Below are 23684 nucleotides of genomic sequence, written 5' to 3'. Positions count from 1 at the left end.
CGATCTTCGACCTCGTCGACTACGGCGTCGTCGGCGACCTCTTCAACGTCGTCCCCCAGCTCACCGACGAGGTCAAGACCCGCAAGGGCTGACCCGCCAGGAGCAGTGCCTGTTCGACGGTCCGGGGCCGCGCGGTGTTCTTCACCGCGCGGCCCCGGACCGTTTCCGATCACCATTGACGCAAGGGTAGACGGGCTTATAACTTCACTATGCGAATGAGTGTTTCCGGGAAGCGGAAACTGCGAGAGCGTGGAGGGTACGGTCATGGGTCAGCAGGAGAAGGTGGCAACGAGCCTCGCCGGCGCGGTGGGCGAGGAGATCAGCGCCTCCCTCGCGGCGGTGGACGCCGAACTCGCCCGCCGCTATCCGGGAGACCCCGGCACGCGCCAGCCGGTCCACACCGTGTACGTCCCCGCCGACATCTTCACCGCCGGAACCATCCGCTCCTGGGGCGACCAGGCCCTGAAGGCGCTCGACGAACACGCCCCCGACGCCGCCGCACTCGCCGGGGTCCTGGGCATCCCGCAGGAGCTCGCGGGGCCCGTCCACGACCGCGTACGCGCCAAGCTGGAGCGCGAGCCCGTGGAGGACCTGCGCATCGACTTCGAGGACGGCTACGGGCCCCGCCCGGACGCGGAGGAGGACGAGGCCGCCGCCCGCGTGGCCCGGCTGGTGTCCGAGGCGTACAGGGACGGGACCGCCGCCCCGTACATGGGCATCCGCATGAAGTGCATGGAAGCCGGGGTGCGCGACCGCGGCATCCGCACCACGGACATCTTCCTCACCGGCCTGATGCGGGCAGGAGGCCTCCCCGACGGGCTCGTACTGACGCTGCCCAAGGTGACGTACCCCGAACAGGTCACCGCCTTCGTCCGACTGCTCGAGGCATTCGAGCAGGCTCACGGGCTGCCCGCAGGCCGTCTCGGGTTCGAGATCCAGATCGAGACGAGCCAGTCCATCCTCGCCGCGGACGGCACCGCGGCCGTGGCCCGCATGATCGACGCCGCGCGGGGCCGTGCGACGGGCCTGCACTACGGCACCTTCGACTACAGCGCCTGCGTCGGGGTCAGCCCCGCCTACCAGGCCAGCGACCACCCGGCCGCCGATCACGCCAAGGCCGTCATGCAGGTGGCAGCCGCGGGCACCGGCGTGCGCGTGTGCGACGGGTCCACCAACGTGCTCCCCGTCGGCCCCGCCCAGCAGGTCCACGAGGCCTGGCGCCTCCACTACGGCCTCACCCGCCGCGCTCTGGCCCGCGCCTACTACCAGGGCTGGGACATGCACCCGGGGCACCTGCCGACCCGCTACGCGGCCGTCTACGCCTTCTACCGGGAGGGTCTCGAGCAGGCCGCCTCCCGCCTCGCCGCGTATGTCGCCAAGGCGGGCGGCGACGTCATGGACGAGCCGGCCACCGCGAAGGCGCTCAGCGGCTATCTGCTGCGCGGCATCGACTGCGGCGCCCTGGACACCGCGGAGGTGGCCCGGCTCACCGGCCTCACCCGCGCGGACCTGGACGCCTTCGCCTCGCCCCGGCGCGGCGGGCTGACGGTGACGAAGCCGTAGCCGGGGTGTCCGTTGCATCGAACCTTGAGTGTTGTCCCCGAAGGCTGAGTGATGTGTTCGCCGACCTTGTCGGGGGGTGATTCTGCCAGCGGCAGAACATCGGCCGGACCGGGGTCGACGGTCACTACCGTCCAGTCTCATGACGACGATTACGACGCGTACGGTCGAGTACCCGGCGGACGGTTTGACGATGGTCGGGCACCTCGCGCTCCCGGCCGGTGTCGACCGCCGGCCTGCGGTGTTGCTCGGACCAGAGGGCATGGGGCTCAGCGACGTCGAGCGCCGTCGGGCCGATGCTCTCGCCGAGCTGGGATATGTAGCGCTGGCCTTCGACCTTCACGGCGGGCGCTATTTGGGCGACCCCGAGGAGATGCTGGCCCGTTGCATGCCGCTGCTCTCTGACCCCGACCGGATGCGGGGAATCGGTCATGCGGCGCTCGACGTGTTGCGTACCGAACCGCGGACCGACCCCGACCGAATCGCCGCCGTCGGCTACGGAACCGGGGGCGCCGTCGGGCTGGAACTCGGGCGCGGCGGCGTCAACCTGCGCGCGATCGGGACAGTCAACGCACTCACCACCGGCCGACCGGGCGAGGCAGCGCGCATTCGCTGCCCGGTGTGGGCCGGGGTCGGGTCGGAAGACCCGATCATGCCGCCCGCGCAACGGAACGCGTTCACCGCCGAGATGCAGGCCGCGGGCGTCGACTGGCGCCTCGCGGTCTACGGTGGCGCCTTGCACGCATTCCACCACCCGCCGGTCGACCACCCCACGGTCCCCGGCGTCGGCTACCACCCACAGCACGCGCAGCGAGCCTGGCGCGACGTCGTCGACCTGCTCGCCGAGTGCCTGCTCAACCTTCGATGACACGAACTTATCGATCATCAAGCTTCGGTGAACCTGCTCAAGGTTCGATGACAAGAGACACGGGGGCCCCGTACGGAAGCGTCAGGCGGGCGGCAGTTCGCCCGAGCCGCGGGGGATGAGCCTCGTCGGGAGCTCCACCCTCACCGGAGGGTGGTCGGCTCCGTCGAGGCGGCGGAAGAGGTGCTCCGCGGCGGTGCGGCCGACCGCCGCGGCGTCCTGGGAGATCACCGTGATGCCGAGCAGGTCGGCCAGCTCGATGTCGTCGAAGCCGACCAGGGCGATCCGGCGTTCGTACTCCGCGAGGACGCGCACGGCGGTGACCGTCACACGGTTGTTGCCCGCGAAGAGGGCGGTGACCGGCTCGGGACCCGAGAGCATGGCCCGGGCGGCTGCCCCGACCCGCTCCGGATCGGTGGATCCGAGGGAGACCCAGGAGTCCTCGACCGTGATCCCGGCGTCGGTCATGGCCGCGTGGTAACCGCGCAGTCGCTCCGTCGCGGTGTGGATGCGCGGCTGGTCGCCGATGAAGCCGATCCTGCGGTGGCCGTGCGCGAGCAGGTGGTCGACGCCCTCGCGTGCGCCGCCGAAGCTGTCCGAGAGGACCATGTCGGCATCGACCCGGCCCGCCGGACGGTCCACGAACACGGTGGCGATACCCGCCTGTATCTCGGGCTCCAGGTAGCGGTGGTCGTCGCCTGCCGGAATCACGATGAGGCCGTCGACGCGACGGGCGCAGAGGGCGAGCACGAGCTCCTGCTCGCGCTCCGGGTCCTCGGCGCTGGAGCCGTTGATCAGCAGCGCACCGTGGGCGCGCGCCACTTCCTCCACCGCGCGGCTCAGCGGGCCGTAGAACGGGTCGGCGAGATCCTCCAGGACGAGCCCGATGGAGGCCGTGCGGCCTTTGCGCAGCACGCGCGCACTGTCGTTGCGCCGGAAGCCGAGGGCCTCGATCGCCTCCTGGACGCGGCGCTCCGTGTCGGGGGTGACACCGGGTTCGCTGTTCACCACCCGGGATACCGTCTTGAGGCCCACTCCGGCACGGGCCGCCACGTCCTTCATCGTGGGCCGGTTGCCGTAGCGGGACTCGGAATGACGGGTGGTCTCGGCCACGGTGCGCTGTCCTGTCGTCGGGTGCGGGAGGTTCCGGCGGCGCCCCGCATGCGGTGCTGGGGAGGGCTCGGAGCCTGTGGCGTCGAGCATAGGCCCTGGACAACGTTGTCAACAGAATGGAGACTATGCAGACCACGTACGGAAGTCGCAGGTCCGCACCTTCGCCCCCTCCTCACCCATCCGGAGAGACCACACCGATGCATACCGACCTCGTCGCAGCGCTCGACATCGGCGGCACCAAGATCGCCGGCGCGTTGGTGGACGGCGGCGGAACCCTTCTCCTGCGGGCACAGCGGCCGACACCCGCACGTGAGGACGCCGAGACGGTCATGGGGGCGGTGAGCGAGGTCCTGTCCGAGCTCACGGGCTCCACGCTCTGGAACAGGGTGAGCGCGGTCGGCATCGGCAGCGCAGGGCCGGTCGACGCATCGAACGGCACGGTCAGCCCCGTCAACGTCCCGGGCTGGCGGGGCTTCCCGCTCGTGGAGCGGGTCAGCGAGGCGACGGGTGGACTCGCCGTCGCGCTGGTCGGCGACGGCGTCGCGATGACGGCGGCCGAGCACTGGCTCGGCGCGGCCCGCGGCTACGACAACGCGCTCTGCATGGTGGTCTCCACGGGCGTCGGTGGCGGCCTCGTACTCGGTGGCAAACTGCACCCGGGCCCCTCGGGCAACGCCGGGCACATCGGTCACATCAGCGTCGACCTGGACGGCGATCTCTGCCCGTGCGGTGCGCGCGGCTGTGTCGAACGCCTCGCCAGCGGGCCCAACATCGCGCGCCGCGCCCTGGAGAACGGCTGGCTCCCCGGCCCGGACGGCGATGCCACGGCAGCCGCGGTGGCCGCCGCCGCGCGGGCCGGCGACCCGGTCGCCGTCGCCTCGTACGAGCGGGCCGCCCAGGCGCTGGCCGCCGGAATCGCCGCCACCGCCACGCTGGCCGAGATCGACATCGCGGTGATCGGCGGGGGAGTGGCCGGCGCGGGCGAGGTGCTCTTCGCCCCGCTGCGCCGCTACCTGCGCGACTACGCCACCCTGTCCTTCGTCCAGCAGCTGACGGTCGCCCCCGCGGTGATGGGCACCGACGCGGGACTGGTGGGCGCGGCGGCTGCCGCATCGGCGGTCCGTCCCGGAGGCGCGAACGGGGTACGGGCCGTCGCCGCCCAGTAGCGGCCTGCCGGACGGGGCGCCCCGCGCCCGGCTCAACGCCGCCGGTCCGTCGCCTGCTGCGGCACGACCACCAGGAACGCGTCCCGCTCCAGGTCCATCACGACCTCGGCGGCCATGCCCTCGCAGCGCCGGGCGGCCGCGAACTCCTCCGCGGGCCAGCTGCCCCGCGGTCCCCCCGCGGGAAACTGCTCAAGTACCGTACGGCGCACCGCGCACCCCCCTCGTCGTTGCTGTGCTGATCGCTCCAACGACGTCCGGCCGCCCACCGTTACGGCCGCGCCGGCGGCCGGGCTCGTACAGTGGGACGCCCTCCGACAGGCGCCGGTTGCCGACTCCGTGCAACAGCGTCGCCCGGGCGGGTTTCCGCAGCGGGGTGTTGCGGGCAAGCCACAGAGGGCTACGGAAGAGGGGGAACCGTGATCGTCTGGATCAACGGTGCGTTCAGTGCGGGCAAAACGAGCGCCGCGTGCGAACTGATCGATCTGATCCCGAACAGCACCTTCTACGACCCCGAACTGATCGGCGGGGGACTGCGCCACCTGCTGCCCCAGAAGAAGCTCGCCGAAGTGACCGACTTCCAGGACCTGGCGATCTGGCGCCGTCTGGTGGTCGACACGGCCGCCGCTCTGCTCGCCGAGCTGTCCGGGGTGCTCGTGGTGCCCATGACGCTGCTGAGGCAGGAGTATCGCGACGAGATCTTCGGCGGACTCGCCGCGCGGCGCATTCCGGTGCGTCATGTACTGCTCTCACCTGAGGAAACGATCCTGCGGAGACGGATCGCCGGCCGGGAGGAGTTCGCGGACGATCCCGAGCACAGCGAGCGGATCCGGCAGTGGGCCTACGAGCACATCGAGCCCTACCGGGCGGCACTCGAGTGGATCACCGCGGACGCCCACACGATCGACACCAGCGCCCTCACACCGTACGAGACCGCCGAGCGGATAGCCGAGGCCGTACGCACCGGGGACGCCCGTGAGTGCGAGATCGTGCAGACCCCCGAGCCGCGTGCGGAGACCGTCGCCTCCGGGGTCCTTCTCTTCGACGAGCAGGACCGCTTCCTGCTCGTCGACCCGACCTACAAACCGGGCTGGGAGTTCCCCGGCGGGGTGGTGGAGGCGGGCGAGGCGCCGGCGGAAGCCGGGATACGGGAAGTCGCCGAGGAGCTCGGGCTCCGCCTCGGCACCGTACCGAAACTCCTGCTCGTCGACTGGGAGGCGCCCAGACCGCCCGGATACGGAGGCCTGCGCTTCCTTTTCGACGGCGGGCGCCTGAGCGGCGAGGACGCCGCGCGGCTCCTGCTCCCCGGTTCGGAGCTGCGCGGCTGGCGCTTCGTCACCGAGGAGGAAGCGGCCGTCATGCTCCCGCCCACCCGCTACGAGCGGCTGCGCTGGGCACTGAGGGCCCGCGAGCGGTCCACCGTGCTCAACCTGGAGGCCGGTGTGCCGGTGGGCTGAGAGGCCGGCCGCCTCTCGGCCCACCCGGCGCCGTCACCGGTGGGGAGCCCGTCGCCCGGGAGTCCGCTCAGGGCGGCGGGTCCTCGGAGGCGCGCTCCCTCAGGCCCTCTTCGACTCCGCGTAGTTGTGGAGGAACAGCGCCTCGGCGACGGACAGGCGCTCGAGCTCCTGAGGGGACACGCTCTCGTTCACCGCATGGATCTGGGCCTCGGGTTCGCTCAGCCCGATCAGCAGGATCTCTGCCTCGGGGTACAGCCCCGCCAGGGTGTTGCAGAGCGGGATCGAGCCCCCCATGCCGGACGACTGCATCTCCTCGCCGGGGTAGGCCACCCGCATGGCCTCCGCCATGGAGGTGTACGCCGGGCTCGTGGTGTCGGCACGGAACGCCTGTCCCTGGCCGACCAGTTCGACCGAGACCCGCGCGCCCCACGGGGCGTGCGACTCCAGGTGGGCGGTCAGCAGCTTCGTCGCCTCCGCGGCGTCCTGGCCCGGAGGCACCCGCAGGCTGACCTGAGCCCGGGCGCTCGCCTGCAGCGACGGTGTGGCACCCACCACCGGCGGGCAGTCGATGCCGATGACGGTCACCGCGGGCCGCGCCCAGATCCGGTCGGCGACCGAGCCGGTGCCGATCAGCCCCACGCCGTCGAGCACCTTGGCGTCCTTGCGGAACTCGCCCTCCGAGTACTGCAGTCCGTCCCACTCCGCGTCCGACGTCAGCCCGTCGACCGTCGTCGACCCGTCCTCGGCGCGCAGCGAGGCCAGCAGCTGGATCATCGCGGCCAGCGCGTCCGGGGCCGCACCGCCGAACTGTCCGGAGTGCAGGTTCCCTTCGAGGGTGTCCAGCTGCACCCGCAGCATCGTCATACCCCGCAGCGTCGAGGTGACGGTGGGCAGACCGACCCGGAAGTTCCCGGTGTCACCGATGACGATCGTGTCGGCGGCGAGCAGTTCCGGGTGTGCCTCGGCGTACTGTTCGAGGCCGCCCGTCCCCTGCTCCTCCGAGCCCTCCGCGATCACCTTGACGGAGACGGGCACGCCCCCGTTCGCCTTGAGGGCGCGCAGCGCGAGCAGGTGCATGATGAAGCCGCCCTTGCAGTCCGCGGCACCCCGGCCGAACCAGCGGCCGTCGCGTTCGGTCAGCTCGAACGGCGGGGAGATCCAGGCGGACTCGTCCAGCGGCGGCTGGACGTCGTAGTGCGCGTAGAGCAGCACGGTCGGCGCGCCGGCCGGTCCGGGCAGGAATCCGTACACGGAACGGGTTCCGTCCGGGGTGTCGAGCAGGGCGACGTCCTGGAAGTCCTCGGCCCGCAGCGCGTCGGCGACCCAGTCGGCCGCCGCGTCGCACTCACTCTTCGGGAACTGCGCGGGATCCGCCACCGACCGGAAAGCCACCAGCTCGGTCAGCTCCGCCTTCGCGCGGGGCATCAGCGAGGCAACGGTCTCGGAAATCGGACGGGCGGTCATGGGCACGCTCCTGATGGGTACGACGTTAGGTCTATGGCGCGGTGTGTGCGCCACGGTGTGCGACGCCGTGGGTGCGGCGTTGCGTGTACGACGAAATCATGGCTGATCCTCCCACAGCGGGGCTCGGCCGCAACGCGCCGTAGGATGCCGTGAGCAGCTGGGGCCACTGGTCGGGATCAGGAGCAGAAGCACATCGTGAGCAGCGAGAACGCAGACGCCGGACGTGAGCCGGAAGAGTCGTCGTCCGTATGGGACGTCGTCGTGGTCGGTGCGGGTCCGGCGGGAGCTTCCGCGGCGTATGCGGCAGCCGTCGCAGGCCGTCGGGTGCTGTTGCTGGAGAAGGCGGAGATTCCCCGCTACAAGACGTGCGGCGGCGGAATCATCGGATTCTCGCGGGATTCCCTGCCCCCGGGGTTCGAACTGCCCCTGAGGGACCGCGTGCACGCGGTCACCTTCTCGCTCAACGGGAAGCTGTCGCGCACCCGCAGGTCCAAGCGCATGCTCTTCGGGCTGATCAACCGTCCGGAGTTCGATGCCGGTCTGGTGGAGGAGGCGCAGAAGGCGGGCGCCGAGCTGCGCACCGGTACGGCGGTGACGCGGGTGGAGCAGCACGGCCCCGCGGTACCCGACCGGCGCACGGTCGCCGTGGTGCTGTCCGACGGGGAGACGGTTCTCGCCCGGGCGGTCGTCGGTGCGGACGGCAGCGCGGGCCGCATAGGAGCACACGTAGGGGTGAAGCTCGACCAGGTGGACCTCGGCCTCGAGGCGGAGATCCCGGTCCCGGAGACGGTCGCGGAGGACTGGGCGGGGCGGGTGCTCATCGACTGGGGCCCGATGCCCGGAAGTTACGGGTGGGTCTTCCCGAAGGGCGACACGCTGACGGTCGGGGTGATCTCGGCGCGCGGCGACGGCGCGGGGACCAAGCGTTATCTGGAGGACTTCATCGGGCGGCTCGGGCTTGCCGGGTTCGAGCCGAAGATCTCCTCAGGTCACCTGACCCGCTGCCGCAGCGACGATTCGCCGCTCTCCCGCGGCAGGGTGGTGGTCTGCGGGGACGCGGCCGGGCTGCTCGAACCGTGGACCAGGGAAGGCATTTCGTTCGCCCTGCGGTCCGGACGGCTCGCCGGTGAGTGGGCGGTGCGGATCGCCGAGGCCCACGACGCCGTCGACGCCCGGCGGCAGGCACTCAACTACGCGTTCGCGATCAAGGCGGGGCTGGGCGTCGAGATGGGCGTGGGCCGGCGGATGCTCAAGCTGTTCGAACGGCGCCCGGGAATTCTCCACGCGGTGCTGACGGGATTCCGCCCGGCCTGGACCGCGTTCGCCGGGGTCACCCGGGGGACGACGTCACTGGCCGAGCTGGTGCGCTCGCACCCGATGGCACAGCGGGCGCTGTCGGTGATGGACCGCAGGGAACTCCGGGAACAGGCGGCGCTCCGGGAGCAGACAGTGCCGGTGTCCGAGGATTCCGAGGTTCGCTGAGGGCTCCCGTCCACGGGGGCCTCGGCTCACTGAGGGTGCCTCAGCCGCCTCAGCCGCCTCAGCCCTCGACCGTGATCCGGAAGACCGGGTGGTCGGGGGCGATGCGGCGCAGCTCCTCGGCGGACGAGTCCGGGCCGACGCCGTTGAAGAACACCCCGACCTCCGCCTTCCAGCGCTTGAGGTAGGCGCGCAGCAGGTCGGGCTTCTCGTCGTCGGGGACCTCGGTGGCGGTGAAGGCCGTGCTCTTCTTTCCGAGGTGGAGCTCGCCGCCGCCCGCCGCCCGCATGTTGTGCGTCCACTGGACGTGACCGCGGGGCGCCACCAGGTACTGCTGCCCGTCCACGGTCAGGAGGTTGACCGGGGTGCGGCGCCACTCGCCGCTCTTGCGGCCACGGACCGCCAGGACGCGGGATCCCCAGACGCTGATGCCGCGCCGGGTGATCCAGGCGACCGTCCGGTTGAGGATGTTCACCGTGAACCAGCCAGGCTTCTGTACATGTGCGGACATGGGATCCCCTTCGCAAGCGTGAGCACTGCTCTCTCTTGAGATCAGTGTGCACGTAATGGGTGCTCAAAAGCAAGAGCACTGCTCTCGTTATTGGTCAGTGATCCGTTCCGTGTCAGAATGAGCCCATGAGCACCATCCGAGGAGCCAGGGAACGAGCTCGCACCGAGGTCACCGCCGCCATCAAGGACGAGGCGAGGAGACAGCTTGCCGCGGACGGCGCGGCGAAGCTCTCCCTGCGCGCCGTCGCACGCGAACTGGGCATGGTCTCCTCCGCGCTGTACCGCTACTTCCCGAGCCGCGACGACCTCCTCACCGCCCTCATCGTCGACGCGTACGGCGCGGTCGGCGAGACAGCCGAGGCGGCTCGCGCGACGCCCGGCGGCTCCACCGGACCGCACACCGCCCGCTGGACCACCGTCGCCTGTGCCGTACGGGAGTGGGCCCTTGCCCATCCCCATGAGTACGCACTGATCTACGGCTCGCCCGTCCCCGGCTACACCGCCCCGCAGGACACCATCGGTCCCGCGTCGCGCGTGGGGCTCGTCCTCATCGGGCTCGTCCGCGACGCCTTCCTCAGCGACGGTCTGGCCGTCCCGCCGCTGGCCGGCGAGCTGCGCCCCGAGGCCGAACGCATGGCTGCCGACCTCGCCCCGGACCTCCCGCCCGGTGTCGTCGCCGCGCTCGTCCCGGCGTGGGCGCAGCTTTTCGGCCTGATCTCCTTCGAGGTCTTCGGCCAGTTCAACCGGGTCGTCGAGGCGCGGGACCTGCTGTTCCGCCGCGGCGCCCACGATCTCGCCCGCTCGGTGGGCCTCCTGGACGGTCCGGCCACCACCACCACCGACCGGGCGGGCAGCGCGCGGCGCTGATGCGGCCCCCGCAGGCGCAGGGCCTGCACCGGGGCGGGCCCCCGCAGGCGCCGGCCCGCCCGGACGAGGTACTCCCCAGGGAGTACGTGTGATCACCACGCCCGGCGGACGCCCGGCAGGGGGTGGCCCGTCTAGCGTTGCCGGTATGGACGAGCAGCGAGCGCACACAAGCGCGGCACCCCGCAGGGGACCGGGCGGCCCCTGGGACGAGGGGCCGCCGCGGTGGCTGTCCGGAGTGCGGACCCGGTACGCCGCGCGGCTGCCGTGGCCGTCGACCGTGGCGCTCGGTGTGTTCGTGATGGTGGGCACCAACTTCGCGGCGCAGGGCCAGGACCGTCAGCCGGTCGACCTCGTCGCGCGGCTGCTGCTGTTCGCCGCCGTCGCCGTTCTGCTCGTGCGGCACCGGCACCCGGTGGTGGCCGTCGCCGGAACGTCGGCGGCGACACTCGTCTACCTCGGGCTGGGGTATCCCTACGGCCCGGTGTTCCTCGCCGTTGCCGTGGGCTGCTTCAGCGCGATCGTCTCGGGGCACCGCAAGGCCGCCTGGTGGTCGCTCGGCGCGCTGTGGGCAGGCCATGTGCTGATGTCGCACTGGCTGTACCAGTGGCTGCCGCCGGACGGGGACGACTCCGCCCCCTGGGGGCAGGAGGCGTTCGTCACCGCCTGGGTGGTGGCGATCGTCGCCGCCGCGGAGCTGCTGCGGGTACGCCGTGAGCAGTGGGCGGCGGCCAGGGCGGAGCGCGAGGCGGCCGAGAAGCGGCGGGCCGACGAGGAGAGGCTGCGCATGGCCCGTGAACTCCACGACGTCCTCGCCCACAGCATTTCCGTCATCAACGTCCAGGCCGGCGTCGGACTGGCGCTGCTCGACTCGGATCCGGAACAGGCCCGCACCGCTCTCACCACCATCAAGTCCGCGAGCAAGGAGGCACTGGGCGAGGTCCGTCAGGTCCTCGCCAATCTCCGCGCCCCGGGCGACGCGCCCCGCGCCCCCGCCCCGGGACTGGACCGGCTCCCCGAACTCGTCGACCAGGCAGCCGCTGCGGGCCTCACCGTCACGGTCGAGGCGGACGGGGCGCCGGGCGCGGTCCCGCCCGGCACCGATCTCGCGGCCTTCCGCATCGTGCAGGAGGCGCTCACCAACGTCGTGCGGCACTCCGGGTCGCGCAGCGCGGAGGTCCGGATCGCGTACGGGAGCGAGGGCATCCGGCTCCGTATCGACGACGAGGGGCCCGCGACCGGCGGCGACGCCGGGGGCAGCGGCAACGGTCTTGTCGGTATGCGGGAGCGGGCCGCCGCCCTGGGTGGCACGATCGACGCGGGACCACGGCCCGGCGGCGGTTTCCGCGTGCGGGCCCAGCTCCCACTGCCGTCCGACTCACGGGATCCGGCCCGGCCCACGGAGGAGACATCGTGATCCGCGTACTGCTCGCCGACGACCAGCTGCTCGTCCGGGCAGGTTTCCGTGCCCTGTTGGACGCCCAGCCCGACATCGAGGTGGCGGGGGAGGCGGCCGACGGCGCGGAAGCGGTGCGCCTCGTACGTGAACTACGGCCCGACACGGTGCTCATGGACATCCGCATGCCGCACCTGGACGGCCTCGCGGCGACGCGCGCCATCACCGGCGACCCCGAGCTGAACGAGGTGAAGGTGGTCATGCTCACCACCTTCGAGCTGGACGAATACGTGTTCGAGGCGATCCGCTCCGGCGCCTCCGGCTTCCTGGTCAAGGACACCGAACCGGAGGAACTGCTGCGCGCGGTACGCGCGGTGGTCGGCGGCGACGCCCTGCTCTCGCCCGGAGTGACGCGCCGACTGATCGCCGAGTTCGCCGCCCGGTCCAAGGAGCCTGCCGCGGCGACGGCCCTGGACGAGCTGACGGAGCGGGAACGGGAGGTGATGGCCCTCGTCGGGATCGGGCTCTCCAACGAGGAGATCGCCCGCAGGCTCGTCGTCAGTCCGCTGACCGCCAAGACACATGTGAGCCGCGCGATGGTGAAGCTGGGCGCACGGGACCGGGCCCAGCTCGTCGTGCTCGCCTACGAGTCGGGGCTCGTGCGGCCCGGCTGGCTCGGCTGAGCGGACGGGACGCGCTGTTCGTGCGGCGCCCGAGGAAAGCGCCACAGCACGTGCACCACGCGGACGACGAACGTCAGGGAACCGAGCACGGCGCCGACGCGGAACAGGACGCGCTCACCCGTAGGTGCTAGATCGAGGAACAGGGCAGGGAGGAAGATCCCGGCGAACGTGGCCGCGGCCACCAGGGCTCCGCTCACCAGTGCGTAGCCGATCTCGACCGTCATCGCGTCCCGGTCCGCCTGAGTGCGTCGCCCCATGTCCGAAGTGTCACAGGAGCGGTGGCCGGCGGCAAGGAGCCCTCGGCGGCCACCGCTCCACTCGTTCCATGCGCGTGCATATAATTCCGACGCAACGACCTCCCTGTGCTCTGCTAGCGTGCGGACATGGCAGCGAACACGTCCGACCGGATGCTCGTCGACGAGTGGCGGGCTCTTCTCGCGCTGCACGCCAGGACCCTCTCCGAGCTCGATCGTGCGCTCCATCAGCACGGCCTGGGGGCCAGCGACTTCGAGGTCCTGGACGTCCTCGCGGAGAGCGCGGCCGACGACGGCGGCGGCGCCTACCGTGTGCAGGAGCTCGCCTCCCGGGTCCATCTCAGCCAGAGCGCGCTGTCCCGGCTGGTCGCCCGGCTGGAGCGGGACGGGCTGGTCTGCCGCGGGATGTGCAGCGAGGACCGTCGCGGCGTACGGGTCGAGCTGACGGAGAAGGGCCGGACCCTCCACACGGAGGTCAGGCCGCTGCAGCGAGCGGTGCTCTCCCGGATGCTGGGCGAGCACCGGGGCTGAGCGGGACCGTCCCGGCCGGTGCGGCCGGCCCGTTCACGACCAGTTGACTCCGGAGTTCTCCGTCCACAGAACGGCGACCTCCTGGTCCCCGCCCACCACGAGGGACGAGAGCGGCAGACGGTTCCACAGGGCCAGACAGAGCTCCGAGGCGGTTCCGCTCACCTCGCAGTCGGCCTGCTCCGCCTCCGCGGCGGCGCCACGCACTGTCTGCGGCGGTTCGGCGGACAGCCGCACGGTCCACACCGCGTCCGCGTCCGGCGCACGCAGCCGCAGGGTCCGGGGTGTGCCGCTGCGCACCCGGCTCCTGGGGCGGGCGTGGAAGCCGGTCAGCAGTTCGTCGATGCCGTCGACGGCGCAGGGCGCCTCCACCGGTGTCAGTGCTCCGCCGCGCGCCGATTCGGCGTCCACCCGGTGGATCCTGGTCTCGTGCGCCTGCCTGCGCGCCCAGAACGCCAACGGGGACGGTGCGGGCAGGAAGGCCCAGCATTCGAGGTCGGCGGGCGCGGCCCGCAGCGCGTCCACCAGCAGCGCGTGCCCGTCCGTGAACCATTCGAGCAGCTTGTCGCCGTCCAGATCGGGCTCGCCGCCGTCCGGAACGTACGTCCGGTGTCCCTCGGTCACGAACGCGGTCGCCCAGCGGTGCACCACGCCGGTGTGCCTGAGCAGATCGCGCACCTGCCAGCCCGGGCAGGTCGGAACCGGTGCGTCCGGGCCCGCCTCGCCGGCCGCCCCGGCCAGCAGGCGGCCTTCCCGGGCGAGGGATGCTATGTGCTCGGTTGTCTCCACGTTGAGATTGTGGCAGGTCGGTCAGGCGCCCTGGGGGTGGGCGGAGCTGCTGCGGCCGCCGCGGCGCACCAGCCGTGCGAACCAGCCGAGGGCGCAGGCCTGCACGAGGACGGACACGATCAGGGCGAGGTAGACGAACCAGGCCGGACCGCCCGTGTCGGAGCCTGCCACGGAGCTGCCGACGAGGAAGACGAAGACCGTCGGCGCCGCGAGGAAGAACACCCAGACCCCGGCGAACGAAGCATCCTCGTGGGCCACGAACAGCGTGTCCACCGCGACGAAGACCGTGGCCGCGAGGACGAGGCCGAGGTAGATCCGTGACGTCGTGTTGCCGAAGGTCAGTCGTGCCAGTGCGCGCAGCTGCCGCTTGCTCATCAGCTGGTGGCTCATGTCCGCTCCCCGTGGTCGGTTGATGTCTCCATCGTGCGCCGGGGAAGCCGTCCGTGCCTGAGTACGCCTACTCAATCGCTCATGTGTGCGTTGCGCGGCGTGCGCCGTATCCCAGCAGCGCCGCGGTCGCGGCGAGCAGGGTCACCGTCGTGAGCGCCACGGGCAGGGAGAACCAGTCGGCCAGGAAGCCGATCAGCGGCGGTCCCAGCAGCATCCCGCCGTAGCCGAGTGTCGACGCTGCGGCCACTCCGCTCGGACCGGCCAGCGCGCCCGCCCTGCCGACCGCGACGGGGAAGATGTTGGCCAGGCCGAGGCCGGTCACGGCGAATCCGAGCAGGGCGAGCCAGAGCGTGGGGGCAAGGGCTCCGAGCAGCATCCCCGCCGCGGCCGTCGTCCCGCCGACCACCAGGGTGCGGGTCTGTCCGAACCGTTCGAGGAGCGTGGTGCCGGTGAGCCGGCCGATGGCCATGGTCAGGGCGAACAGGGAGTAACCGGCTGCCGCGGGCCCCGGGTTCGCGTGCAGGTCCTGCGTGAGGTGCAGCGCGCCCCACTCGGCCAGCGCGCCCTCGCCGTACGCCGTGCAGAGCGCGATGACGCCGAAGAGGATGACGATCCGGCGGGCCCGGCCGTCCATGCGCTGCGGGCGCTCCCGTGTACCGGAGGTCCGCCGCATCGGGGCGGCGACGGCGGTGGCCGGCCGGTGGCGCAGCAGTGCCGGGCCGGCGACGGCCGTGACGAGCAGCCCGATTCCGGTGAGGGCGAACAGGTGCGTCGAGGGCGGCAGGCCGCCCGCGACCAGGCCGCCGAGCCCGGCGCCGACCATGCCGCCGAGGCTGAACGCGGCGTGGAAACTCGGCATCACCGGGCGGCGCATGGCGGTGACGAGATCGACGGCCGCGCTGTTCGCCGCCACGTTCATGCCGCCGTAGGCGGCTCCGAACAGCAACAGGACCAGCCCGAGAGCCAGGACCGAATGCGTCTGCGCGGGAAGGGCGATGCTCAGCGACAGCAGCACACCGCAGGCCACGGTGACGGCGTGGCTTCCGTAGCGCCGGCAGAGCCTGCCGGTGAGCATCATGGTGATCACCGCACCCGCCGAGACGCCCAGCAGGGCGAGTCCGAGGGTGGAGGGGGAGGCTCCGGTCTGGTGCTTGATGGCCGGGATACGGACCACCCAGCCGGCGAAGAGGAACCCGTCGAGGGCGAAGAACACGGTCAGCGCGGTACGGAGGCGGGCCGACGGGGGTGGGGCGGTGTCTCCGCCAAGTCCCCCCGGTAGGGCCGTCCGCAGTTTGTTTAGTTGCGGCACAAACTCAGCATAGGGCCGCGCGGACGCCGTACGCAACATGAAGAACCCCGTGACGGTCCGGTGAACGATGTGGGGCGTACGGGCGTCAACGGTGGCTCCGGATCATGGGAGACTCGCCCCCATGAACGGGAAGTCGACCACCACCCGGCAGAAGTTGGAGCGAGGCCGCAGCGCCCTGGGACCCGCGCTGGAGCTGGTCCACACAGGCCGCGCGCCCACGCGTGCCGTGCTGACGTCCGAACTCGGTGTCACCCGTGCCACCGCGGGAGCGGTGGCCGCGGAGCTGGAGGCGCTCGGGCTCATCCGGGTCGACTCGAGCCCCGGCTCCGCAGCCGGTTCGCAGGGCCGCCCCTCGCACCGGCTGGCCGTCAGGGACAGCGGGCCGGTCGCACTCGCCGCGCAGGTCCACTCCGACGGCTTCCGGGCCGCACTCGTCGGGCTCGGCGGCAGGATCGTCGCCACCGCACCCGGCTGCGTCGCGGTCATGGCCGATCCCGCGCAGGTCCTCGGCGAGGTCGTCGAAGCCGGTGCCCGGCTGCTGCGGGACAGCGGACTGCGCTGCGTCGGAGCCGGGCTCGCCGTCCCCTCCGCCGTCGCCGAACCCGAGGGCACCGCCCTCAACCCCCTGCACATCGCCTGGCCCGCGGGCGCCCCCGTCCGGGAGATCTTCACCGCCTGCGTGCGCGCGGCCGGTATCACCGGACCGGCGTTCACCGGCAACGACGTCAACCTCACCGCCCTCGCCGAGCACCGGCACGGAGCCGGACGCGGCGCCCAGCACCTGCTCTGCGTGGCCACCGGACACCGTGGAGTGGGCGGTGCGCTCGTCCTGGACGGGCGCCTGCACAGCGGGAGTTCGGGACTCGCCCTGGAAGTGGGGCATCTCACGGTGAACCCCGAGGGGCGGCCCTGCCACTGCGGCGGACGTGGCTGTCTGGACGTCGAGACGGACCCCCTCGCCTTCCTCACCGCGGCGCGCCGGGAACCCGGCCCCGAGGAGTCGCTCCTCAAGCAGGCCGGCGACCTGCTGCGCACGGAGTACGCCGACCCCTGCGTACGGACAGCCGCCGAGGAGCTGATCGACCGTCTCGGCCTGGGCCTGGCCGGACTCGTCAACATCCTCAACCCCGACCGCATCATCCTCGGCGGACTGCACCGCGACCTCCTCGAGGCCGACCCCGAACGGCTCAGGGCGGTCGTCGCCGACCGCAGCCTGTGGGGGCGCAGCGGCAGTGTGCCGATCCTGTCGTGCACGCTGGCCCACAACAGCCTGGTGGGCGCCGCCGAGCTGGCCTGGCAGCCCGTGCTCGACGACCCGCTCGCCGCCCTCGCCTGATCAGGGGCGGGGCCCCTCCCGCGGGGCGGCGAACGCGAAGGCGCGCGCCGGTGCGGTGACGAGGACGGAGTGCAACAGGTCCTTCCCGAGGGCTTGTTCCAGCCGGGGACGCAGCCTTCGCAGGAGGTGGGGCATCCCTGGCGTCCCGGGCACGGTGGTGTCGCCACCGAGCAGCAACCGGCCGCCGAAGCCGGCATCGGCGAGCTCCGCGAGCTGGTCCGGCAGCCGCCAGTCCGTCGCGTGGTTGGCCCGTGAAGGGCCGTCGAAGGCCAGGAACGCACCCGCCCGCGCGGCCTCGCGCTGCACCACGCCGTCGGGGAACCGGCCCAGGTGGCCGAGGACCACACGCCCCGGATCCACCCCCAACTCCCCGCACAGCAGGTCCAGTACGTCCAGTGCACCCGTACCCAGCTCCAGATGCACGGCGATCGGCGCGCCGGTCCGGTGATGGGCCCCGGCCGCCGCCGCCATGGTGAGCCGGGCGTGGGCGTCGATGCCGTGGAACGATCCGGCCACCTTGATCAACCCCGCCCGCACTCCCGTACCGCCGATGCCCTCGGTGAGTTCCCGGACGAACAGGGCCTCCAGCTCCGGCAGGATCCGGCCGAGCAACTCCTTTGGGTAATGGACGGCTTGATGGAGCCCCGTGGCCGCGACCACCTGGATCCCGGTCGCACGGGACAGGGCGACCAGGTCGCCGGGCCTCCTGCCCATCCCGTACGGAGTCCACTGGACCACCGACCGGCCCCCGAGTCCGTGGAAGCTGTGCAGCAACTCCTGGGCCCGCCCGGGGTCGTCCAGCTCCTGGCCGGGCAGCAGCGGGGTGCGGATGAAGAGATGGTCGTGTGCGTCGCAGACACCCAGGTCCTCGGCGGGGATGTCGCCGAGGACGGTGCGGACCCGGGTCACCACTGCCTGTCCCGCCCCAGCCGGTCGCGTTCCGGCGCCGACACGTGCAGCACCTCGAAACGGTCACCGGGGGCCGCGGCGGGCTCCTGCTCCCAGAGGGTGAAGTGGAGCAGCTCCCAGCGGCGCGGATCCACGGCCAGCGCCGTGGCGACGACCCCGGGAGACGCGGCCCGCAGGCGGGCCTCCTCCAGTGCGGCGTCGACCGCCCCGGCGGGCCGCTCCGTGTCCGCGACCGGCACCCGGCGGCGGACCGCCGTCCGGGCGGGGGCGCCCGCGGCAGGACCGTCCAGGTACGCGAGCCCCGTCCAGTGCTGCACCTCGGGGCGGCCGAAGTCATCGACGATGCCCTGGAATCCGGGGCCCCAGAGAAAGGCGTTCATCCCCTCGGGGGCCGACCACAGGTACAGCGGGGCGTACTGGTTGACCGGTGACCCCCCGCCGCGTTCCCGGATCAGATACGCCTTGAGGCCGAGGCCGGGGAACGCGTCGAGGAGGTGCCCCCTCGTCGCGACGCGACTGCGGATGATCTCCATGTCGTAGTCGGCGGGCAGGGTGATCTCGTACTGCATGGCGTGCATGGGGTGACTCCTCGGGCAGGGAACCGACTTCGCGGTTCAGGCCGACGGGGTGCGTGCGGCGAGCAGGGAGAGCAGCCCCGTGACCGCCGAGTCGAAGGCGGCGCCCGACCCGGAGGCGCGCGCCAGGACGTAGCCGCCCTGGACGGTCGCCACGATGGCCGCCGCGATCTCGCCCGCAACGAGACCCGGGGTGAACTCGCCCTTGTCCAGGCCCTCCTGGACGATCTCGGTGAGCCGGCTCCGCAGCCAGGCGAGCGTCTCGTCCACCGGTGCGCGCAGTTCGTCGCTCGACACGACGTCCGGATCCATCGTCAGCCGCCCCACCGGGCAGCCCCGCAGCACATCGCGCTCGCGCAGCAGGTAGCCGGAGATCCGCTCGTACGCCGTTCCGGGTCCGTCCAGCACGCGCCCCGCGGCCTCCCGCAACTGCGCCGAGGTGCGGTCGATGGCCGCGAGCGCCAGATCCGGCTTGCCGGCGAAGTGGTGGTACATGCTGCCCTGGCCCGCACCCGCCCGCTGCTGGATGGCCTTGGGGCTGGTGCCCACGTAGCCGCGCTCCCAGAGGAGCTCCTGGGTGGCCTCGATCAGACGGTCCGGAGTGCTCATACCTCCACTGTACATACCAGTAGGTACAACGTCCCCGCGCGGCCGGGACCGATGCGGGGAGCAGACGCGCGGGCGCCGCGTACTCCCACGGGGGTACGCGCACTGCCGCTGGCCGTACGACGCCCCGGACCCCCTCCCGGAGACAGGCTCGTAAGCGACAGAAGAACGCGAACGAACCCCCTGACCGAGGGAGCTGACCGAGATGAACACCCTGGCCCACTCCGGCGGACCCGGACCCTGGATCCTCTTCTTCCCGATCGTCTGGGCGGCCGTCGTCGTCGGCGTCGTCACCCTGCTGCGCCGCACCGTCTGGCGTGGCCGCCGCGGCCCGTGGCAGTCCCGCGGCGTCCGCCGGGGCAGCACCGGCGAGCACTCGCCGATCGACCTCCTCGGCAGGCGGTTCGCCGCAGGCGAGATCGACGAGGACGAGTACTGGCGCCGGCTCTCCGTCCTGGACGAGCCCTTCGGACGCTTCGACAAGGACGGACCGGCATGACCACCGCCCACACCACCACCGGTAGCACCGCAGCTGCCCGGGTCGCCGACGCCGTGAAGGTCTACGGCACCGGCGACACCGAGGTCAGGGCCCTGGACGGAGTGAGCGTCGGCTTCCCGGCCGGCCGCTTCACCGCGATCATGGGGCCCTCCGGCTCCGGCAAGTCGACCCTGATGCACTGTGCCGCCGGTCTCGACACCCTGACCTCCGGATCCGCCTTCATCGGCGACACCGAGCTGGGAGCACTCGACGACCGCAGGCTCACCCTGCTGCGCCGCAGGCGCATCGGCTTCGTCTTCCAGGCCTTCAACCTCGTCCCGACGCTCACCGTCGCCGAGAACATCACGCTCCCCCTCGACCTCGCGGGGGAGCGTGGCGACCGTGAGTGGATCGACGCCCTCATCGACACCGTCGGGCTGCGGGACCGGCTGCGCCACCGGCCGAGCGAACTCTCCGGCGGTCAGCAGCAACGCGTCGCCGTGGCCCGCGCCTTCGCGGGCAGCCCCGATGTCGTGTTCGCCGACGAACCGACCGGCAACCTCGACTCCCGGGCGGGGGAAGAGGTGCTGCGGCTCCTCGGCGGCACCGTACGCCGGACGGGCCGTACCGTCGTGATGGTCACCCACGATCCGGTCGCGGCCGCGCACGCCGACGAGGTCGTCTTCCTCGCGGACGGCAGGCTCGTCGACCGGATGCAGAGCCCGACGGCGGAACGCGTCCTCGACCGCCTCAAGGCCTTCGACACCGCGGCCCGCACACCGGCGGTGACGCCATGACCGGAACCCGCGCCTCGCTGCGCCTCAGCCTCTCCTCCCTGCGCGCCCACAAGCGGCGCTTCATGGGCACCTTCACCGCCGTCCTGCTCGGTGTCGCCTTCCTCGCCGGAACCCTCGTCATGGGCGACACCCTGCGGGCAGGATTCGACACCATGTTCGGCAACGCCGCGCAGGGCACGGACGTGGTCGTCCGCAGCACCAACGTGGTCACCGTCGCCGGCGAGGCCCAGGGCACCCGGCAGCCCGTCGCCGCCGATCTGGTCCGCAGGATCGAACAGGTACCGGGTGTCGCCGCGGCCGCTCCGAAGATCGAGGGGGCGGGGCAGCTCCTGGGGGCCGACGGCGAACCCATCGGCGGCCAGGGGCCGCCCACCCTCGCCGGGAACTGGATCGCCGATCCCGAACTCAACCCGTACCGTCTCGCCGACGGACGGGCACCGTCCGCACCCGGCGAGGTCGTCGTCAACCGCGGTACGGCCGAGCGGGGCGGCCTGGAGATCGGCGACACCACGGTCCTGCGCACCCCCGACCCGGTCCGCGTCACCGTCGTCGGCCTGGCCACCTTCGGCGGGGAGGACGGCATGGCCCAGGTCACCTACACGGGCCTGACCCGGGCCGACGCCGAGAAGTACCTCACCCCGAAGCCCGGTGAGGCGGCGAGCATCCAGGTGCGTGCGGGGCCCGGCACCGGTCAGCAGGAACTGGTGGACGCGCTCACGCCCGTGCTCCCGGAAGGCACCGAAGCCATCACCGGCGACGCCTCGGCCGCCGAGAACCAGGACATGATCTCCGGCGCGTTCCTGAGCCTGTTCACCACGCTCCTGCTGGTGTTCTCCGGCATCGTCCTGCTGGTCGCCACCTTCTCCATCCACAACACCTTCGCGATCGTCGTCGCCCAGCGGACACGGGAGAGCGCCCTGCTGAGGGCGCTGGGCGCCGCCCGGCGCCAGGTCGTCGGATCCACCCTCGTCGAGGCCCTCGCCGTCGGGACTGCCGCGTCCGTCGCCGGCCTGGCCGGAGGCATCGGGATCGCCGCCGGACTGCAGGCACTGTTCCCGGCCATCGGATTCCCGTTCCCCGAGGGCGCGCTGGTGATCAGCGGTCTCTCGATGCTGCTGCCCCTGGGCGTCGGCATTCTCGTCTGCCTGGCCTCCGCACTCGTGCCGGCGGTACGGGCAGGACGTACCGCCCCCCTTGCGGCCCTGCGCGAGAGCACCGTCGACGACTCCGCGGTCTCCCGGAGCAGGACCCTCACCGGAAGCGTGCTCCTGGCGGCGGCCGTCGGCGTCATCCTGACCGGGGTCCTGGCCGCCCCCTCCCTCTGGCTCTCGGCAGCCGGCGCGGTTCTGGCCCTGGCCGCGTTCGTGGTGCTCGGCCCGGTCGCCTCCTCGTACGCCGTACGCATCCTCGGCGCACCGCTCGACCGGCTGCGGGGCGTCACCGGCGGACTCGCCAGGCGCAACGCGCTGCGCAGCCCCAGGCGGACCGCCGCCACCGCCACCGCGCTGATGATCGGTGTCGCCGTCGTCTCGCTCTTCACGGTCTTCGGCGCCTCACTGAAGGCGACGATGGACCGGACGGTCGACAGGTCCTTCGCGGGTGATGTGGCCATCAGCGCACCCGCGTTCGGCGCCGGAGGCAGCGGACTGAGCCCCGGTCTCGCCCCTGCGGTACAGCGGCAGCCCGAGGTCGAATCCGCGGTCGGGCTCGGCAAGGGCGTTGCGGAGGTAAACGGCTCCGGCCGTGCGCTGACCGTCACCGACCCGGCCCGCCTCGCCGACGTGTTCGCTCTAGGCGCGGTCCAGGGTTCGCTGGACTCGCTCGGCACGAACGGCATCGCCCTCTCGGACACCGAGGCCGGCAAGCGGCACCTGGACACCGGATCCACCGCCCGGCTCACCTTCACCGACGGCACGGAAGCGGACTTCACCGTCCGCGCCGTCTTCGAACAGTCCGAGCTGGCGGGCGACTACGTCATCACCCGCGAGGCCTGGGCGCCGCACAGGGGCCAGGAGTCCGACACCCTGGTCGCCGTCTCGTTCAGGGAAGGCGTCTCGGCCGACGAAGGGAAGCGCGCGGTCGAGAAGATCGCTGCGGCCTACGGAGACCCGGACGTGCAGACGCGTCAGGAGTACGCCGAGTCCTCGGCGGGCGGCATCGACATGATGCTCACGCTGGTCTACGCGCTGCTGGCACTCGCCGTGCTGATCGCTCTGCTGGGCATCGCCAACACCCTCACCCTGGCCGTCCACGAACGCACCAGGGAACTGGGCCTGTTGAGGGCGGTCGGACAGACCAGGAGCCAGCTCCGGAGCATGGTGCGCTGGGAATCGCTCCTGGTCGCCGCGTTCGGTACGGCGGGCGGCCTGCTGCTCGGTGCGCTCCTGGGCTGGGTCCTCGTCAAGGCGTCGGAGGGCACCGGCGACACGGCGTTCGTCTTCGCGCTGCCGCCGCTGAAGCTGCTGGTCGTGGCCCTGGTCGGGCTCGCCGCCGGCGCCCTGGCCGGCTGGCGGCCGGCCCGGCGCGCCGCACGACTCGACGTGCTCCGCGCGATCGCCACGCAGTAGCGCGCACGATCGCGCCGAGGAAGTGACGCGCTCGCCCCCTGCCCGGTCAGCCGACGACGGCCGACCGGGCCCGGGTCTGTGCCGTGTGCTCCACGAGGGTGTCCCGTCCGGAGCCGAAAGGACCGTCGGTCATCGACCCGTACACCGGGAGAGGAGCCAGGGCGGTGGCGAAGGACGGGGCCGGAAGGGTGAACCAGACGACCTTGCCCGTGTCGTCGGTCGGTCGTACTCCCCAGCTCTCGCTGACCGCGGCGATCATCGCCAGTCCGCGCCCCGAAGTGGCGGACGCATCGGCATCGCACACGGTCGGCAGCCGTGGGTCGTGGTCGTGGACGGAAACCGTGAGGCGGTCGAGCAGCAGCTCGATCTCGACGGTGCACGATTTGTCCGGCTGTGCATGCCGGTGGACATTGGTCAGCAGTTCGGTGACGCCGAGCGCTGCCGGATCGATCAGAGGATCGAGATGCCAGTAGCGCAGTTGCGCCGAAATGATTCTGCGGACCTGACCGATCCGCGACGGCAGGGCCTGGAGCTCCACCGCGCAGTGCCTGCTTGGCTCGCTGATCACGGCTGCGACTCCCCGAAATAGGTC

At 72.0% G+C, this 23684-nt stretch carries 25 protein-coding genes; 13 read left to right on the top strand and 12 right to left on the bottom strand.

Translation table 11 applies throughout. The features are described from left to right. Window positions 1–264: 264 nt before the first annotated feature. Window positions 265–1563 carry a DUF6986 family protein gene (locus tag ACFQ6X_RS28260; RefSeq protein ID WP_383185451.1) on the top strand — a complete coding sequence of 433 codons (1299 nt, stop codon included), beginning with the start codon at window positions 265–267 and terminating at the stop codon, window positions 1561–1563. Window positions 1564–1702: 139 nt separating this feature from the next. Beyond that, a complete protein-coding gene (locus ACFQ6X_RS28255; protein WP_383185449.1) occupies window positions 1703–2428 on the top strand; it encodes a dienelactone hydrolase family protein in 726 nt (241 codons plus the stop codon). A gap of 81 nt (window positions 2429–2509) precedes the next feature. On the opposite strand, the gene ACFQ6X_RS28250 is transcribed toward ACFQ6X_RS28255, so the two are convergent. Beyond that, entirely contained in the window at window positions 2510–3538 is a 1029-nt protein-coding gene (locus ACFQ6X_RS28250; RefSeq protein WP_329213721.1) for a LacI family DNA-binding transcriptional regulator, read from the bottom strand. 197 nt (window positions 3539–3735) lie between these two features. Here ACFQ6X_RS28250 and ACFQ6X_RS28245 point away from each other — a divergent pair, with 197 nt between their 5' ends. After that, entirely contained in the window at window positions 3736–4704 is a 969-nt protein-coding gene (locus ACFQ6X_RS28245) for an ROK family protein (protein ID WP_383185447.1), read from the top strand. Window positions 4705–4736: 32 nt separating this feature from the next. Here ACFQ6X_RS28245 and ACFQ6X_RS28240 read toward each other — a convergent pair whose 3' ends face one another. Beyond that, a complete protein-coding gene (locus ACFQ6X_RS28240) occupies window positions 4737–4913 on the bottom strand; it encodes a hypothetical protein (RefSeq protein ID WP_383185445.1) in 177 nt (58 codons plus the stop codon). Window positions 4914–5120: 207 nt separating this feature from the next. Here ACFQ6X_RS28240 and ACFQ6X_RS28235 point away from each other — a divergent pair, with 207 nt between their 5' ends. After that, window positions 5121–6158, top strand: a complete 1038-nt coding sequence (locus ACFQ6X_RS28235; protein ID WP_383185443.1) for an NUDIX domain-containing protein — start codon at window positions 5121–5123, stop codon at window positions 6156–6158. A gap of 99 nt (window positions 6159–6257) precedes the next feature. Here ACFQ6X_RS28235 and ACFQ6X_RS28230 read toward each other — a convergent pair whose 3' ends face one another. Further along, on the bottom strand, window positions 6258–7622 hold the full coding sequence (locus tag ACFQ6X_RS28230; protein WP_383185441.1) for a dipeptidase: 1365 nt from the start codon (window positions 7620–7622) through the stop codon (window positions 6258–6260). Between the two features lie 195 nt (window positions 7623–7817). On the opposite strand from ACFQ6X_RS28230, the gene ACFQ6X_RS28225 reads away from it, so the two are divergent. Then, complete coding sequence (locus ACFQ6X_RS28225; RefSeq protein WP_383185439.1) at window positions 7818–9104, top strand: geranylgeranyl reductase family protein; 1287 nt, start codon at window positions 7818–7820, stop codon at window positions 9102–9104. A 58-nt stretch (window positions 9105–9162) separates the two neighbouring features. Here the strand turns inward: ACFQ6X_RS28225 and ACFQ6X_RS28220 are convergent, their stop codons facing one another. Further along, entirely contained in the window at window positions 9163–9612 is a 450-nt protein-coding gene (locus ACFQ6X_RS28220; RefSeq protein ID WP_329213733.1) for a nitroreductase family deazaflavin-dependent oxidoreductase, read from the bottom strand. A gap of 125 nt (window positions 9613–9737) precedes the next feature. On the opposite strand from ACFQ6X_RS28220, the gene ACFQ6X_RS28215 reads away from it, so the two are divergent. The 3 genes from ACFQ6X_RS28215 (at window position 9738) to ACFQ6X_RS28205 (ending at window position 12554) form a co-directional block, all read left to right on the top strand. Next, window positions 9738–10478 (top strand): TetR/AcrR family transcriptional regulator, encoded by a 741-nt coding sequence (locus tag ACFQ6X_RS28215; RefSeq protein WP_383185437.1) that lies wholly within the window; start codon window positions 9738–9740, stop codon window positions 10476–10478. A gap of 145 nt (window positions 10479–10623) precedes the next feature. Continuing rightward, entirely contained in the window at window positions 10624–11892 is a 1269-nt protein-coding gene (locus ACFQ6X_RS28210) for a sensor histidine kinase (RefSeq protein WP_383185435.1), read from the top strand. After that, a complete protein-coding gene (locus tag ACFQ6X_RS28205; protein ID WP_383185433.1) occupies window positions 11889–12554 on the top strand; it encodes a response regulator in 666 nt (221 codons plus the stop codon). Before ACFQ6X_RS28210 ends, ACFQ6X_RS28205 begins: the two co-directional genes overlap by 4 nt. Here the strand turns inward: ACFQ6X_RS28205 and ACFQ6X_RS28200 are convergent. Continuing rightward, complete coding sequence (locus tag ACFQ6X_RS28200) at window positions 12515–12811, bottom strand: DUF6332 family protein (RefSeq protein ID WP_383185431.1); 297 nt, start codon at window positions 12809–12811, stop codon at window positions 12515–12517. The two genes, ACFQ6X_RS28205 and ACFQ6X_RS28200, sit on opposite strands and share 40 nt — an antisense overlap. A gap of 126 nt (window positions 12812–12937) precedes the next feature. Here ACFQ6X_RS28200 and ACFQ6X_RS28195 point away from each other — a divergent pair, with 126 nt between their 5' ends. Then, the gene (locus ACFQ6X_RS28195) at window positions 12938–13339 is read left to right on the top strand and encodes a MarR family winged helix-turn-helix transcriptional regulator (protein ID WP_383185429.1); all 402 of its coding nucleotides are present in this window, start codon (window positions 12938–12940) and stop codon (window positions 13337–13339) included. A 33-nt stretch (window positions 13340–13372) separates the two neighbouring features. Here ACFQ6X_RS28195 and ACFQ6X_RS28190 read toward each other — a convergent pair whose 3' ends face one another. From ACFQ6X_RS28190 to ACFQ6X_RS28180, 3 genes are all read right to left on the bottom strand, one after another. Beyond that, window positions 13373–14125 (bottom strand): maleylpyruvate isomerase family mycothiol-dependent enzyme, encoded by a 753-nt coding sequence (locus ACFQ6X_RS28190; protein WP_383185428.1) that lies wholly within the window; start codon window positions 14123–14125, stop codon window positions 13373–13375. A gap of 21 nt (window positions 14126–14146) precedes the next feature. After that, complete coding sequence (locus ACFQ6X_RS28185; protein ID WP_383185426.1) at window positions 14147–14515, bottom strand: SCO4225 family membrane protein; 369 nt, start codon at window positions 14513–14515, stop codon at window positions 14147–14149. 79 nt (window positions 14516–14594) lie between these two features. Next, window positions 14595–15824 carry an MFS transporter gene (locus ACFQ6X_RS28180; protein ID WP_383185424.1) on the bottom strand — a complete coding sequence of 410 codons (1230 nt, stop codon included), beginning with the start codon at window positions 15822–15824 and terminating at the stop codon, window positions 14595–14597. Window positions 15825–15945: 121 nt separating this feature from the next. Here ACFQ6X_RS28180 and ACFQ6X_RS28175 point away from each other — a divergent pair, with 121 nt between their 5' ends. Then, the gene (locus tag ACFQ6X_RS28175) at window positions 15946–17160 is read left to right on the top strand and encodes an ROK family protein (protein WP_329213751.1); all 1215 of its coding nucleotides are present in this window, start codon (window positions 15946–15948) and stop codon (window positions 17158–17160) included. Here ACFQ6X_RS28175 and ACFQ6X_RS28170 read toward each other — a convergent pair whose 3' ends face one another. The 3 genes from ACFQ6X_RS28170 to ACFQ6X_RS28160 are packed head-to-tail and all read right to left on the bottom strand — an operon-like array spanning window position 17161 to window position 19253. Beyond that, a complete protein-coding gene (locus ACFQ6X_RS28170; RefSeq protein WP_383185422.1) occupies window positions 17161–18072 on the bottom strand; it encodes a phosphotriesterase in 912 nt (303 codons plus the stop codon). Further along, window positions 18066–18647: a DUF4865 family protein gene (locus ACFQ6X_RS28165; RefSeq protein WP_383185420.1), complete on the bottom strand. Its 582-nt coding sequence runs from the start codon at window positions 18645–18647 to the stop codon at window positions 18066–18068. Before ACFQ6X_RS28165 ends, ACFQ6X_RS28170 begins: the two co-directional genes overlap by 7 nt. A 36-nt stretch (window positions 18648–18683) precedes the next feature. After that, window positions 18684–19253, bottom strand: coding sequence for a TetR/AcrR family transcriptional regulator (locus ACFQ6X_RS28160; RefSeq protein ID WP_383185418.1), 570 nt, complete (start codon window positions 19251–19253; stop codon window positions 18684–18686). Between the two features lie 202 nt (window positions 19254–19455). On the opposite strand from ACFQ6X_RS28160, the gene ACFQ6X_RS28155 reads away from it, so the two are divergent. Genes ACFQ6X_RS28155 through ACFQ6X_RS28145 form a run of 3 tightly spaced genes read left to right on the top strand, consistent with a single transcriptional unit; the run spans window position 19456 to window position 23092 of the window. After that, window positions 19456–19749, top strand: a complete 294-nt coding sequence (locus tag ACFQ6X_RS28155; RefSeq protein WP_383185417.1) for an SHOCT domain-containing protein — start codon at window positions 19456–19458, stop codon at window positions 19747–19749. Continuing rightward, on the top strand, window positions 19746–20525 hold the full coding sequence (locus tag ACFQ6X_RS28150) for an ABC transporter ATP-binding protein (RefSeq protein WP_383185415.1): 780 nt from the start codon (window positions 19746–19748) through the stop codon (window positions 20523–20525). The genes ACFQ6X_RS28155 and ACFQ6X_RS28150 overlap by 4 nt, the downstream gene beginning before the upstream one ends. Next, window positions 20522–23092 (top strand): ABC transporter permease, encoded by a 2571-nt coding sequence (locus tag ACFQ6X_RS28145; RefSeq protein ID WP_383185413.1) that lies wholly within the window; start codon window positions 20522–20524, stop codon window positions 23090–23092. The genes ACFQ6X_RS28150 and ACFQ6X_RS28145 overlap by 4 nt, the downstream gene beginning before the upstream one ends. A gap of 46 nt (window positions 23093–23138) precedes the next feature. On the opposite strand, the gene ACFQ6X_RS28140 is transcribed toward ACFQ6X_RS28145, so the two are convergent. Further along, window positions 23139–23660, bottom strand: a complete 522-nt coding sequence (locus ACFQ6X_RS28140) for an ATP-binding protein (RefSeq protein WP_383185412.1) — start codon at window positions 23658–23660, stop codon at window positions 23139–23141. Window positions 23661–23684 lie beyond the last annotated feature (24 nt).

Source organism: Streptomyces sp. NPDC056452, from assembly GCF_042796085.1.
Lineage (GTDB): Bacteria > Actinomycetota > Actinomycetes > Streptomycetales > Streptomycetaceae > Streptomyces.
This window is presented reverse-complemented; position numbering and strand designations above follow the sequence as displayed.